The organism is Chloracidobacterium validum, from assembly GCF_018304825.1.
GTDB lineage: Bacteria > Acidobacteriota > Blastocatellia > Chloracidobacteriales > Chloracidobacteriaceae > Chloracidobacterium > Chloracidobacterium validum.
The window spans coordinates 627,674-640,481 of sequence record NZ_CP072648.1 but is presented as its reverse complement, the minus strand read 5'-3'; the positions used below and the strand labels follow the sequence as shown (position 1 = coordinate 640,481).

The following is a 12,808-nucleotide window of genomic DNA, read 5'->3' as shown; positions in this document are numbered from 1 at the left end:
CCCGCCTATCCTTCCCCTCACTGGGTTGCGACAACGAGGCATCCTTCTATGGCACTCACGATTGAACGTATCCACGCCCGTGAAGTCTTGGATTCACGCGGCAACCCGACGGTCGAAGCCGATGTGACCTTGTCCAACGGACTGGTTGGCACGGCCGCCGTTCCGTCTGGAGCCTCGACGGGTGAACATGAGGCCCTCGAACTGCGTGACGGTGACAAACGCCGTTATCTCGGTAAGGGGGTTCAGAAAGCCGTCACCAACATCAATACGACCATTGCCAAACGACTCGTCGGACGTGACCCGCTTGACCAGCAGGGCATTGACCGCGAAATGCTGGCGCTCGATGGTACACCCAATAAACGCAAACTGGGCGCTAATGCGATGCTGGCCGTATCGCTGGCCACGGCGCGTGTGGCAGCCCAGGCGGTTGGGTTGCCGCTGTATCGCTACTTGGGGGGAACGCACGCCCGAACCCTCCCCGTTCCGCTGATGAACATTCTCAACGGCGGCGCGCATGCGGATAACAACGTTGACTTTCAGGAATTCATGATCGCTCCCTGCGGCGCGGCCACCTTTGCCGAAGCCCTGCGCTGGGGCGTGGAAGTTTTTCATACCCTCAAGGGCGTCCTGCGCAAGCGCAACTACAACACGGCGGTTGGGGATGAGGGCGGCTTTGCGCCCAACCTGCGCTCCAACGAAGAAGCCATTGAACTGGTGCTCGAAGCCATCACGCAGGCTGGTTATAAGCCCGGCGTCCAAGTCGCCATTGCGCTTGATCCGGCGGCGAGCGAGTTTTTTGAAAACGGTCACTACATCTTCAAAAAGTCTGATCAATCGAAACACAGCCCTGAAGACATGGTGGCCTACTGGGATGACTGGGCGCGGAAATACCCGATTGTTTCCATCGAAGACGGCTTGGCCGAAAACGACTGGACGGGCTGGGCGCTGCTGACCAAGGCAATGGGTGACAAGGTACAACTTGTCGGCGATGACTTGTTCGTGACGAACGTCACTTACTTGCGGAAGGGGATTGAACAGCGCGTCGGCAACTCGATTCTCGTCAAAGTCAACCAGATTGGGACGCTCACCGAAACCATGGATACCGTTGAGCTAGCACGGACACACGGCTACACGGCCATCATTTCGCATCGGTCAGGCGAAACCGAAGATGCGTTCATTGCCGACCTAGCGGTTGCGCTCAATACGGGACAGATCAAAACTGGTTCGGCCAGCCGCAGCGACCGCCTGGCAAAGTACAATCGCCTGCTGCGGATTGAAGAACAACTTGGCGCTAATGCCATCTATCCGGGCGTCGGGGCGTTTTACAACGTGAAGTTCGAGCCACCCAAGGCAACGACCTCTCGCTCGGCCCGCGGCGGACGCTAACGCAATCGGATGTATGGCCAAGGAAGCCTATCCATACCTGCTATGGTGCGGCGGCGCGGCGCTCCTGCTGGCGCTGGTGGCGTTTTGGCTTCCGCTAGTGTGGGGGCTGGTTGTGCTGGTAGGGCTGCTGGCGGTCTTTGTCGCCTATTTCTTCCGTGACCCAGAGCGCGCCATTCCGCCCGGTGATGACATCGTCGTTGCCCCGGCAGACGGACTGATCACTCGTCTTGGACCAATCACGCCGGATGATCCGGCATCCCCCTGGCTGGTCAGCATCTTTTTGTCGCCGCTTGATGTTCACATCAACCGCGCGCCGATTGCCGGTGTCATTCGGGATGTCATGCACCGGCCGGGACAGTTCAAGAGCGCGCTACGGGACGATGCGGCACTCACCAACGAGCAGTTTATTGTTGTTCTTGAAGGAGCGCGGATCACCGTCACGCTCAAGCAAATTGCCGGACTCATTGCCCGGCGATGTGTGCTGTGGAAAGGAACGGGCGACCAGGTGGCTTGCGGCGAACGAATTGGGCTGATTAAGTTTAGCTCGCGCACTGACTTGCTCGTTCCACCGGAAGTGGCGCTCTGCGTTCGGCAGGGGCAGCGGGTGGTTGGCGGCGCGACCATTATTGGACGGATCTGCTCACCGGAGTGACTGGGACGCCTGACAACACCATGAACCGCGACACGGAAGCCAAGCAACGTCTCACGCGCCGCCGCCTGCGCAAAGGCGTCTATGTCCTGCCAAGCTTCATCACCTGTATCAATATCTACATGGGGTTCTACGCAGTGGTCGAAAGCGTAAAAGGCTACAAGTACATTGCGTTGAACGATCCGGAGACGGCAACCCGGCACTTTGATATTGCAGCGTTGTGCATTGGCTGGTCGGTGTTATGTGACTTCCTTGATGGACGCATTGCGCGCCTGATGAAGGCCACGAGTGACTTTGGGGTACAGCTTGACAGCCTAGCCGACGTGCTGAGTTTTGGCATTGCCCCGGCGGTACTGCTGTACACCTGGGGGTTTTCAGGCATCCCGGCGTTCCAGAAGCTGGCTTGGGGCGCGGCCTTCATTCACTTGATTTGCTGCGCGTTGCGGCTGGCGCGTTTCAATGTACAGGCGAGTAAGCCACTGCCGGTCGAGACCAATGCCAAAACTGCCAAACGCTTTTTTGTCGGGCTGCCGACGCCGGCCGCCGCTGGACTGCTGGCGGCAATCGTACACTTCACGCCGCTTCCGGTGGTCTATCAGGAAACCTACTATCGAATGTTTGGGCAGGAGTTCGTGATTACGCCGGTGGAGTGGGCCATTGGGTTGTTTGCGCTGGCCGTGACGCTGGCACTGCTGATGGTCAGCACGCTGCGGTTCAACTCGTTCAAGGACCTTGGCCCTTACGCCCAGCGACCGCAGGTTGTGCTGTTGTCGTTGGGGCTGTTGATTTTTTTCGTTTACAACTATTCAGAGTGGACGCTCCTGATTCTGGCGATTTTGTACGCCGGACAGGGCCCGGCCGGAAAACTGGCCGGACTGTTTCGCCGCAAAGCCACGCCGACGACGACCCCGGCTTCCGCAGAAACGGTTCAATGAGGTTTCCTTGCCGGTATGACAGACGACCAGCTCAAGTTGGCGCGCCGTTACCTGGCCCAGGCCAAGCGCGTGGTGATCTTCACAGGGGCCGGTATTTCGGCTGAATCAGGCGTGCCAACGTTTCGTGGCAGTGACGCCACCTGGAAAGGCATGCCGGCCGCCGTGGCCTCATCGCTTGGCTTATTGGAACAGGACCTCACGACCGCGTGGGAATGGTTCGATTACCGCCGGACACTGCTCAAGGCCGTGTCGCCAAACGCAGCGCATGTCGCCGTTGCCCAGGCCGAGTCCTGTTTTGCCGAGTTTTTGGTTGTCACCCAAAACGTGGACGGACTGCATCAGAAGGCCGGCAGCAAGCATATCATCGAGCTTCACGGCAACATCTGGCGCGGGCGCGGGCTTCGCACCGGCAAACGCTATGACCTGCCTGAAACGCCACTACCAACCCTGCCACCGCGCGGCGACGCGGATGAGCCAATCCGGCCAGACGTGGTTCTCTTTGGCGAAATGCTCCCGGCCGGCGCTTTTGAAGAAGCCGAGCTTGCCGCCATGCGCTGTGACGCCTGCCTGGTGATCGGCACGTCCGGGGTGGTCTATCCGGCGGCGCTCATTCCCCTGGCAGCCCGTGACGCCGGGGCGGCCGTCATTGAAGTCAACCCAGAGGCGACCGATCTCACCCCTCATGTGACCCTTTCGCTCCGCGGCAGGGCTGGTGACATCGTGCCACAGTTGTTTGAAGCGTAGTCCCAGTGTGGAGCTGAAAGCGGTCACAGGAGACGTGTCGTTGGGTTGAAGCGCAGCGCCATCACGACGCCGATGGACGGCGCATCAGTTGTACAAGCGATGGCCGCGCCGGGGGGCCAGCCATGGGTGCATCCACCTCGGCCACTTGCTCATGGGCATGGTAAGAACTTCTGACCAATGGGCCGGCCTCAACGTGCTTGAATCCCATCGCCAACCCAATCTGCTTGAGTTCGGCGAATTCGTCTGGGTGATAAAACTTCTCTACCGGCAGATGGCGCAGGCTTGGGCGCAAGTACTGCCCTAAGGTGAGGATGTCGCAATCATGAGCGCGCAGGTCGCGCATGGTTTCCAGTAGTTCGTCGCGGGTCTCACCCAGACCTAACATGACACCGGATTTGGTCAGCACCGGGTAGTCGGATGAACGATACGCAGCCGCCCGCTGGAGTAATTCCATCGAGCGAGCATACACAGCGTCTGGCCGGACACGTTTGTACAGCGCCTTGACCGTCTCGGTGTTGTGGTTGAGCACATCCGGACGGGCGTCCATGACCGTGGCGAGGGCATCCCAGTTGCCGCAAAAATCAGGGATCAGCACTTCGACCCGGCAACCTGGGTTGAGACGGCGCACAGCCCGAATCGTAGCCGCAAAGTGCTGCGCGCCACCGTCCGGGAGTTCGTCGCGGTTGACGGATGTAATCACGGCATGGCGGAGTTCGAGCTTGCGAACAGCTTCCGCTACGTGACCCGGCTCATCAGGATCAAGTGGACGCGGCGCACCTTTGGAGACGGCACAAAAACCACAGTGCCGGGTGCAGATGTCTCCCATGAGCATGAAGGTAGCCGTCCGGTTAGAAAAGCATTCCCAGATGTTTGGGCAGCGCGCTTCCTGGCAAACCGTATTGAGGGAAAGGTCGTCCACCATGTGGGCGACTTCCTGGAACTTTTCACGCGCGTTGAGCCGAATTTTGAGCCATTCGGGCTTGCGCTCCGGGCGGAGGTCACGACGGGTAAAGGTGCGATCAGCCATAGCTGGCCCATTCTAGGAGCGGCTTCCGTGAGAAACAAGTCACCCTAACGCCCTTGCCGCAAGCGGCAACGGCAAGACCGCCGCCCCTCGGGTCGGCACACCGGACCTCATCGTTTCGTTTGACATTCTATTCAGCGCGATTAAGCCAAGCGGCAAGGGCGTCCGCATCGGGAAGGTCAAAAAGATCGTCAGCCAGCCGTTCGAGGGCTTCCCTCCCTAGCATCTGTACGCGCGCTGCGACGTCAGATGGTAATACACTAAACTTGCGCTGCAACAGGCGCGTCATTAACAAACGCTCGTGCTCAAGACCGCGCTCAAACCCTTGCTCAAGGCCCTGCTCCAGCCCACGCTCAAGGCCCTGCTCCAGCCCACGCTCAAGCCCTTGCTCCAACCCACGCTCAAGCCCTTGCTCCAACCCACGCTCAAACCCCTGAGCAAGTCCTTCGGCTCGGCCTTCTTGCAAAATCATCTGATATACACTCGACTCTCGGAGCTGCTCTAACCGAATCATCGCCGTTCCTCCCAAAACTCCGATTAACTCTTCAATATCATACCGAAGCCCACCTAGAACCAAAAAGTGCAACTGCAACTCCTGCTGCTGCCCTTCATCGGTTACGGATTGCAGCCGCTCCGCTGCCTTCGCCAATACTGACCGCTCGCCCCGCATCAGCGGCACTAACGGCAGCAGCGCCGTCTGCCCCATCGCCAGTACCGCATCTGCCGCCAGCTCCCACCACTTCACCACTGTGTACCCAAAACTCATCCGTAGCCTCCCCAACGCCAACACACCTTCCGTCGGAATCGGATCGGGGACGCCCCGTGCCGTCAACAACACCAAAAATGCCTGCACCGGTAGGTTGTTGTGGGCAATCCGCAACCGGTCGGCATAGTCCAGCAGCCGCTGGGGAATTTCTGGGTCATAACGGGTTTGAACCTCGATGTGGGCAATCCAGCGCTCCCCGCCGGACTCAATCAAGTAGATTGCGTCGGGAATGCGGGTCGAGGTGATGAGTTCCCTAGCAAGTGGGGTAATCGTGGCGGGAACATTGACCGGGAGCGCACCAAACAGGGTAAGCAGGGCATGCGGGTCAGTGTCGGCGAGATACTTGAACGCCTGGTCGTAAGCATTGTGATGAGCAGCATCGGTCATGACCAGAATGGTTATGTGTCTGCCGGCGTGAGGCGAGCGACTTCAGGGCGCACTAGGTGACGGCCCCGCAGGGTTTCGCGCTGCCACGGCTGCCGACGGAATGGCCGGTCGCGTCGGCCCTAGAAAAAAGCCCGGCGCAATGCCCATGACAAGCATCAGCACGACCAGCGGAACGACAGCGGCGATCTCCCGCCAGTCCATGTCTGGTGACTCAAACACGGACTGGTGCGGGCCAAAGAGCGTCTCCCGAATGGCCGTCAAGAGATATACCGCCGACAACACCATGCCGGCGGCGGCAGCCACGGCAAACCAGGGTCCGGCAACCGATGTAAACGCGCCAAGCAACGTGAGAAACTCACCGATGAAGCCGTTGGTGAACGGTACGCCGGCCGACGCCAGGCTTGCCACAACCATCAGAAAAGCAAATCTGGGCATCGTACTCGCCAGTCCCCCGAAGCCGTCCAGCGCCGTCGTCCGCCGGCGCGTTTCAAGCATGGCAACCAGCAAGAAGAGCGCCCCGGTCGTCACCCCATGCGCCGCCATGTGAAACACCGCGCCTTCCACGCCATAGACCGTGAAGGAAAACACACCGAGCGTGACAAATCCCAAGTGACTCAGTGACGAATATGCTAGCAGGCGTTTCAAATCCGTTTGAACTATCGCCACGAGCGCGCCATGGAGAATGCTCACGACCGCCAGCGCAAGGATCGGCAACGCCCACTCGCGGGCAATATCCGGGAACAATCCCATGCCAAACCGAACCAGGGCATAGGTTCCCATCTTTGACATTGCGCCGGACAGGAGCGCCGTCACCGGCGTCGGGCATTCAGCATAGGTATCGGCCTGCCAAGTGTGGAACGGAAACAGTGGAATCTTGACGAAAAAGGCAACCGCGAAGCCCCAGAAACACCACGTGCGCAACTCCATGGGAAGCAGGTTGCGCGCTGCGACCAGCGCATCCAGATCGAAGGTGTAACGTCCGGTTGCCTCGCCATGCGCCACGTAAAGACCGATGATGGCGGACAGCATCAGCAGGCTGCCAACGACCGTGTAGAGGAAAAACTTCGTCACAGCCGCCAGGCGGCCTTCCCCTCCCCATATCCCGATCAGGAAGTAGGCAGGAATCAGTACGATTTCCCAGAAAACGTAGAAGGTCACCAAGTCACGGGCCAAAAAGACGCCAATGAGTCCGCTTTCCAAGACCAGGATGAGCAAAAAGTACACCTGACGACGCGCCGTGATGGACGTGCTGACCAGCATCGCCAGCGGGGTCAGCAGCGCGACGAGCAGCACGAGCCACAGGCTCAGACCATCAATGGCCAAGTGGAAGTTGACGCCGAGGATCGGAATCCACGGAGCATCCACGACCAGCGCCGGGTTGGCATGCTGGGAAATAAGTCGCAGCGCCAGTCCGAAGGTCATCAGTGCCGCGACCAACGCCACGGTCAGCGCATGGCGCCGACCAAACTCAATCGAAGCCGCAGAAACCCCGATGATAGCCAGTGCGCCGGCGATTGGCAGCACCACAAGCAGGATGAGCAGCAAACCGGTATCGAGAAACGTCACAACCTCAAACCTGACCGAAAACGAAGTAGCCCAAAATCAGAAGTGCCGCGATAAACAGCATCACGACATAGCCACGGGCGTAACCCGACTGCATTTCTCGCAACGTTGCCCCCAGGCTGGACACGGTACGCCCAACGCCCCCCACCAGTCCATCGACGACCGAGACATCCAAGCCCATCCACAACCCACGCCGCGCCAGTACCACCAGTGGATGCGCGACAACGGCGGCATAGGCTTCATCTACCCAGTACTTCGACCGTACAACCTGCGGAGCTTCCCAGAGCGGCTGCCGTCCAAAGAAGAACCATCCGGCGGCGATGCCACCCAGCGCCGTCGCTGCTGAAACACCCATCAGGATTAGCTCCAAGCTGTGCGCGGCTGCTTTCGGCGACGACTCGGCTGGTATCAACACCAGTGGTGACAAAAAGTCACGCATCCACGGATGCAGCCCAAAGGCTTCCGGCAAACCCAGCAGTCCGCCAAACACGGACAGCACCGCCAAGATGATCAGTGGAATCGTCATCACCGGCGGCGACTCATGCGGTTGGCCGTGGATGACGGCTTCGCGTGGCTCACCGTGGAAGGTCAACACCATGAGACGTGTCATGTAGAAAGCCGTGAGCAACGAAGTCAGCCATCCGACGCCCCACAGGACTTTGGCCAAGCCACTGGGTAAGAGGGCAGAAGTGAAGGTTTCAAACAGCAGTTCATCCTTACTGAAAAAGCCGGAGAGCAAGGGGAAGCCGGCAATCGCCAGCCACCCGGCCGTCATTGTCCAGCGCGTGATGGGCAGGAACGCCCCAAGCCCACCCATCTTGCGTAGGTTTTGTTCCTCATGCAGGGCGTGAATGACACTGCCAGCCCCCAGGAAGAGGAGCGCCTTGAAGAAAGCGTGGGTTGTGACGTGAAAGACGCCGGCCGTAAAGGCTCCGGCACCACAGGCCATAACCATCAAACCAAGCTGCGAAACGGTTGAGTAGGCAAGCACGCGCTTGATGTCATCCTGTCCCACCGCAATCGTCGCGGCCAGGAGCGCGGTTGCCGCACCGACCACCGCCACAACGACGGCAGCCGTCGGCGCATGAAGAAACACGACGTTCAACCGGACCAGCAGATAGACCCCAGCCGTGACCATCGTCGCGGCATGGATCAGGGCCGAAACTGGCGTTGGGCCGGCCATGGCATCGGGCAGCCAAACAAACAGTGGGATTTGCGCGCTCTTGCCGGCAGCGCCCAACAGGAGCAACAACCCAACTGTCGTGAGTCCGCCGGCCCCCATTGCCGCCCAGCCGAGGCTCTCTACCGGTTGCTGGGCTGCCCACCGGTTGATGGCGGCAAAGTTCACGCTGCCGGCTTGCATAAACAGCAGAAAGGTCGCCAGAACGATGCCGGCATCGCCGATCCGGTTGTACACAAAAGCCTTGCGGGCAGCGTCGGCCGCTTCGTCACGGGTGAAGTAATGTCCGATGAGCAAGTAGGAGCAGACGCCAACGCCTTCCCACCCAACAAACATCAACAGTAGGTTGTCAGCCAAGACGAGCGTCAGCATTGCCGCGACAAAGAGGTTCAAGGCGGCAAAAAAGCGCACGTACCCATCATCGCCGTGCATGTAACCGGTCGCAAACACGTGAATCAGCAGGCCAACACCTGTAATGAACAGCGCCATCACGCCCGACAGTGGATCGAGTGTCAAACCAAGGTCGGCCGTGAAGTTGCCAACCGCGAACCATGTCCCCAGGCGTTCGGTCACCCGTCGGACACCGTCGGCACCGGGCGCAGCCGGCAGCAGCCGGAGAAAAAAGACAGCGAAAGCGCAGCCAGTCGCTACGGCCACAGACAGGCAGGCGACAATACCTGCCGGCCGCTCGCCTAATCGGCGACCCGCAAACGTCAGCAGGAGTGCGCCGACCAGCGGCGCGAGGATCATCAGCGTCAGCATGCCAGTTTTCGTCACCCCGCGCGGAACAGGGTGGCAGACTCAAAATCCAACGTCAGAGTTTCAATAAGCTCGATTCATCTACGTCAAGGGTTTCACGGTTGCGGAAAAGAGCAATGACGATGGCCAGACCAACCCCGGCTTCCGCCGCCGCCACGGCCATGACGAGAATGACGAACAACTGTCCTTCAATCGTCCCCTGAAACATCGAGAAGGCGACAAACGCCAGGTTAGCGGCGTTGAGCATGAGCTCCAGACACAACAGTGTCGAGATGATGTTGTTTTTGACAAACACGCCGACCGCGCCGGTCGCAAAGAGAAGGGCGCTCAAGATGAGATACCACGACAGAGGAACCATAATCGCTCACTTCATTTAGCGGTGGTCAGCAACCCAATACCAACCTCACCGGTTGACCAAACCAAACGGTACACATTGCCTTCCCGCGTAATCGTCACCGTCGCTTCATAGGCAGCCCCATTCGGGAGCGTGCCGGCCGTCCGGTGGGTTGCTGTCAGCCCGCCACCGCCGAAAAACCGCTCGCGCCCAATCCCGCCATCTGTAGCGACGGTCGTCCAACCACCTTCACCACTTCCATCGGCTTTGAGTGCATAGAGTGCTACCCCAGCTTGGTCACCATAACCAACGACCAACACCTGCCCGGCCAGAATACCGATCCCAGTGTCGCCATTTGTCCAGGCAAGGGTGTACACTTTGTCGCCTACCTTACGAATGCCTAACTTGCCCCGGTAGGTCCGCCCGTCCGGGTTTGTGCCAGTTGTTTCGTAGGTTCCTTCGATGCCCTCGGTGAGTGTTTGGGGAATGGCTGTTTCGGTCAGAATACGCCCTTGGGCCTGTCCGTTTGTCCACTTCCCCCGGAGTGTCCCACCGTCATTGCGATAGACGACCACGCCCGGCACGCGGCCCTTCGGGGCGTAACCTACCATCAGGTATTCGGTTCGGTCGCCACCCTGGGCAAATGCTTCAGCAACGGGGTGTCCCCCGCCGGTTAGCAGCAGCAACCAGCCGAGACCCACCATCGCCCAGACCCCTGCTCTATGTCGCATCACATTATTCCTTTTCACGCTTCGCCAGATGCAGCGCGCCGACGACCGCCAGGAGAATCAGCACCGATGTCAGCTCAAACGGCAACAAATAGCGGGTCATGAGGTTTTTGCCAACCCGCTCGACAGTTCCCGCTTCGCCGGATGGCGTGCGGTCGGCCGTAACATCCGAGACGGCCAGCCAAACCTGCACACTGAACAAGAGTCCAAATGGGACGGCCAACCAGGTGAGAAAACGATGTCGTGGCGGACGTTCTTCATCAGCGCGGACGTTGAGCAGCATGATGACAAAAACAAAAAGCATCATGATCGCGCCGGCATAGACGACGATCTGCGCCGCGCCAATAAACTGCGCGCCCATCATCACATAAAGCGCCGACAAGCCAACGAAGGACGTAATGAGCGCAAAAGCCCCATAGAGTGGATTCCGCAGGATCACCACCGACACGGCTCCGCCCAGAACCAAGCTTGCAAAGCCAATGAACAAAAGCTGTTGAAAGGTCATAACCGCCTAGCTGCGGTGGTTGGGATGGTGACGTTGCGTCACCACCTCACCGTGAGTTTTCATACACGCCGATTGGAATGCTTTTCTTGGTCAAAAATCAAGCCTTTAGTGCTGAAAGCCAAGCTCAGCTGCCGCTCGACGGCCTAGGGTGTGCCCGCCGTCGAGGGGATCGCTGCCCCCGTCAGGGCAGAAAGAGTGCAGATGCCCCCCAGACTGCGCACCTTGACTTGCCTTGCCCACTGAACACCCCAAGGCGTGAAGCCGCGACACCACACCACTGGCACACGCGGGGCCGGTGTGAAACCCCATCGGGTTGCCCCGAGCCATTAGTGTGTCGGTGCTTCACGCTTAACCGGCGCACATGGAGCCGGTGCACTTGGGAGTAGGTTTGACCGGTAACCCACGTGGTAGGCGGGTTGCGGCTAGCTCTTGATGGGGTTTTACCCAAATGTCAGACCTCAACGCACCACAAACCGGTCAGCCAGGGGTTTTCAGCACACCCTTAGGCGTCAGTTTGGTAGGTGAATACAATGCCAGGCCTACCAACAAGCTGAAACCGTGCTGCTGGTTGTGGCACGGATTGGAAGTTCAGCCCGAAAAAGCGCGAAACGTGGCATCGGCTGGCGACGTCCGGGCAACGTGCCACGCCGCTGCCTGAGACGCTCGCGCCAACGACCGCTAGGAGCGGCCGGTGGCGTGCCACCTGACCGGTCGCCCATCACTTCCTCCAGGATTGGACAGGTGTAGAAAACCCAAACGCCATGCGCTGTCGCTAACGGCTCCGGTTCAGCGACCATCCCACCCTCATCTGGTGCAATCAACCACTGCCGAATCGGTTCACGGCTGAGGTCGGCCAACCACAGTTCCCCTGGCTGGCGAAATGTCGTATCGAAAAAACCACGCCCCCGGTTGTTGACCTGGTACACCGTGTAAAGCCCTCCATTGTACATAAATGGCTCATGCGACTGCGCTAGGCTCGGCTCAGCTAGGCGGGTGCCAGATGGGGAAAGCTTCCCCAACAACGCAAACGGTGCATCCGCAGCCTGACCAGCCGGCCGCCGATAAATATGACTGGTCGCCGTTGCGTCAATGCCGGCAAAGACATACTCAAAATCACCAAGCGCCGCTGGGTAAGGATCAATCTTGGTGTAACCATCCATGATGACATCCACGGCTCCACGCCCTGGCGCATCGGCGTCGAAAACCCGCACCTCTACCTTGCCAGTTGTCTTGGAAAGCGCACCAAACGTCAGCAGTGGACGCCTGCGCATCCAGCGGGCAAACCCGGTGTCCATGGGCGCAAAGCCAAATCGCGGCGTTTCCTGCCGCTCAATGGGACGGACTTTGGTTGGCTCAGACAAGCTGATGTACTGTAACTCCACCCACGTGTTCTCGTTGGCACGCATGCCGGCACCAGGTGTTTTCTCATTTTGAATAAAGAAGACAAAGCCACCGTCTCGCTCCGGCAGGCTGGTTGGATAAATTGCCCGTCGTCGTGGATCAGGTGGCGTTGCCAGTGTTACCACCTGCCCCTTGGTTGGGCTTTCCGGCCGCACCAACCGCAACTTCCCTTCTTGATCAGCCCCAACGTAGTAGGGCCCCAGCCGGTCATAGCCCGGATTAGCACGCCCCCAAGAAGTGGATTCAAAAGCTCGGAAACCACGTCCATCAGGTGGTATCAGGTCTCCGGTCTTTGGGTTCACGCCGCAGTGCCAGACAATCCCGCTCCCCCCGCTCGTATCCGTCCCCTCAAACCAGACCATGTAGCTTCCGTCCACCGTAAATTCCACGTTGAGGTAATTGATTTTTGGATCTCCTATTGGACGGACTCTGGGACGCCAGTCCTGG

12 protein-coding genes are annotated in these 12,808 nt (G+C 59.3%); 4 read left to right on the top strand and 8 right to left on the bottom strand.

Features of this window, described 5'->3' with window-relative positions:
- The first annotated feature begins 48 nt into the window (after nt 1-48).
- From eno to J8C06_RS02660, 4 genes are read left to right on the top strand one after another with little or no spacing between them, the layout of a single operon-like run.
- Nucleotides 49-1,386 (top strand): phosphopyruvate hydratase, encoded by a 1,338-nt coding sequence (gene eno / locus J8C06_RS02675; RefSeq protein ID WP_211429255.1) that lies wholly within the window; start codon nt 49-51, stop codon nt 1,384-1,386.
- A 13-nt stretch (nt 1,387-1,399) separates the two neighbouring features.
- Nucleotides 1,400-2,038: a phosphatidylserine decarboxylase gene (locus tag J8C06_RS02670; protein ID WP_211429254.1), complete on the top strand. Its 639-nt coding sequence runs from the start codon at nt 1,400-1,402 to the stop codon at nt 2,036-2,038.
- A 20-nt stretch (nt 2,039-2,058) separates the two neighbouring features.
- Complete coding sequence (locus J8C06_RS02665; protein WP_211429253.1) at nt 2,059-2,970, top strand: CDP-alcohol phosphatidyltransferase family protein; 912 nt, start codon at nt 2,059-2,061, stop codon at nt 2,968-2,970.
- Between the two features lie 15 nt (nt 2,971-2,985).
- Nucleotides 2,986-3,714, top strand: coding sequence for an SIR2 family NAD-dependent protein deacylase (locus J8C06_RS02660; RefSeq protein ID WP_211429252.1), 729 nt, complete (start codon nt 2,986-2,988; stop codon nt 3,712-3,714).
- 61 nt (nt 3,715-3,775) lie between these two features.
- Here J8C06_RS02660 and lipA read toward each other — a convergent pair whose 3' ends face one another.
- The 8 genes from lipA to J8C06_RS02620 form a co-directional block, all read right to left on the bottom strand.
- Nucleotides 3,776-4,741, bottom strand: a complete 966-nt coding sequence (gene lipA, locus J8C06_RS02655; RefSeq protein ID WP_211429251.1) for a lipoyl synthase — start codon at nt 4,739-4,741, stop codon at nt 3,776-3,778.
- 127 nt (nt 4,742-4,868) lie between these two features.
- Nucleotides 4,869-5,891: a DUF4351 domain-containing protein gene (locus J8C06_RS02650; protein WP_211429250.1), complete on the bottom strand. Its 1,023-nt coding sequence runs from the start codon at nt 5,889-5,891 to the stop codon at nt 4,869-4,871.
- A gap of 42 nt (nt 5,892-5,933) precedes the next feature.
- The gene (locus J8C06_RS02645) at nt 5,934-7,457 is read right to left on the bottom strand and encodes a complex I subunit 4 family protein (RefSeq protein ID WP_211429249.1); all 1,524 of its coding nucleotides are present in this window, start codon (nt 7,455-7,457) and stop codon (nt 5,934-5,936) included.
- Between the two features lie 4 nt (nt 7,458-7,461).
- Nucleotides 7,462-9,396, bottom strand: coding sequence for an NADH-quinone oxidoreductase subunit L (gene nuoL / locus J8C06_RS02640; protein ID WP_211429248.1), 1,935 nt, complete (start codon nt 9,394-9,396; stop codon nt 7,462-7,464).
- 52 nt (nt 9,397-9,448) lie between these two features.
- Nucleotides 9,449-9,751 carry an NADH-quinone oxidoreductase subunit NuoK gene (nuoK, locus tag J8C06_RS02635; protein ID WP_211429247.1) on the bottom strand — a complete coding sequence of 101 codons (303 nt, stop codon included), beginning with the start codon at nt 9,749-9,751 and terminating at the stop codon, nt 9,449-9,451.
- An 11-nt stretch (nt 9,752-9,762) separates the two neighbouring features.
- Nucleotides 9,763-10,458: a hypothetical protein gene (locus J8C06_RS02630; protein WP_211429246.1), complete on the bottom strand. Its 696-nt coding sequence runs from the start codon at nt 10,456-10,458 to the stop codon at nt 9,763-9,765.
- Between the two features lie 4 nt (nt 10,459-10,462).
- Nucleotides 10,463-10,960: an NADH-quinone oxidoreductase subunit J family protein gene (locus J8C06_RS02625; protein ID WP_211429245.1), complete on the bottom strand. Its 498-nt coding sequence runs from the start codon at nt 10,958-10,960 to the stop codon at nt 10,463-10,465.
- Between the two features lie 539 nt (nt 10,961-11,499).
- A complete protein-coding gene (locus J8C06_RS02620; protein WP_211429244.1) occupies nt 11,500-12,723 on the bottom strand; it encodes a hypothetical protein in 1,224 nt (407 codons plus the stop codon).
- Between the last annotated feature and the right edge of the window lie 85 nt (nt 12,724-12,808).

What these genes read in the sequence shown, in the direction of transcription:
- nuoL (WP_211429248.1), bottom strand. Translation starts at nt 9,396, where the DNA reads ATGCTGACGCTGATGATCCTCGCGCCGCTGGTCGGCGCACTCCTGCTG.
- eno (WP_211429255.1), top strand. Translation starts at nt 49, where the DNA reads ATGGCACTCACGATTGAACGTATCCACGCCCGTGAAGTCTTGGATTCA.
- J8C06_RS02670 (WP_211429254.1), top strand. Translation starts at nt 1,400, where the DNA reads ATGGCCAAGGAAGCCTATCCATACCTGCTATGGTGCGGCGGCGCGGCG.
- J8C06_RS02660 (WP_211429252.1), top strand. Translation starts at nt 2,986, where the DNA reads ATGACAGACGACCAGCTCAAGTTGGCGCGCCGTTACCTGGCCCAGGCC.
- J8C06_RS02630 (WP_211429246.1), bottom strand. Translation starts at nt 10,458, where the DNA reads ATGCGACATAGAGCAGGGGTCTGGGCGATGGTGGGTCTCGGCTGGTTG.
- J8C06_RS02625 (WP_211429245.1), bottom strand. Translation starts at nt 10,960, where the DNA reads ATGACCTTTCAACAGCTTTTGTTCATTGGCTTTGCAAGCTTGGTTCTG.
- lipA (WP_211429251.1), bottom strand. Translation starts at nt 4,741, where the DNA reads ATGGCTGATCGCACCTTTACCCGTCGTGACCTCCGCCCGGAGCGCAAG.
- J8C06_RS02620 (WP_211429244.1), bottom strand. Translation starts at nt 12,723, where the DNA reads ATGGTCTGGTTTGAGGGGACGGATACGAGCGGGGGGAGCGGGATTGTC.
- J8C06_RS02650 (WP_211429250.1), bottom strand. Translation starts at nt 5,891, where the DNA reads ATGACCGATGCTGCTCATCACAATGCTTACGACCAGGCGTTCAAGTAT.
- J8C06_RS02665 (WP_211429253.1), top strand. Translation starts at nt 2,059, where the DNA reads ATGAACCGCGACACGGAAGCCAAGCAACGTCTCACGCGCCGCCGCCTG.
- nuoK (WP_211429247.1), bottom strand. Translation starts at nt 9,751, where the DNA reads ATGGTTCCTCTGTCGTGGTATCTCATCTTGAGCGCCCTTCTCTTTGCG.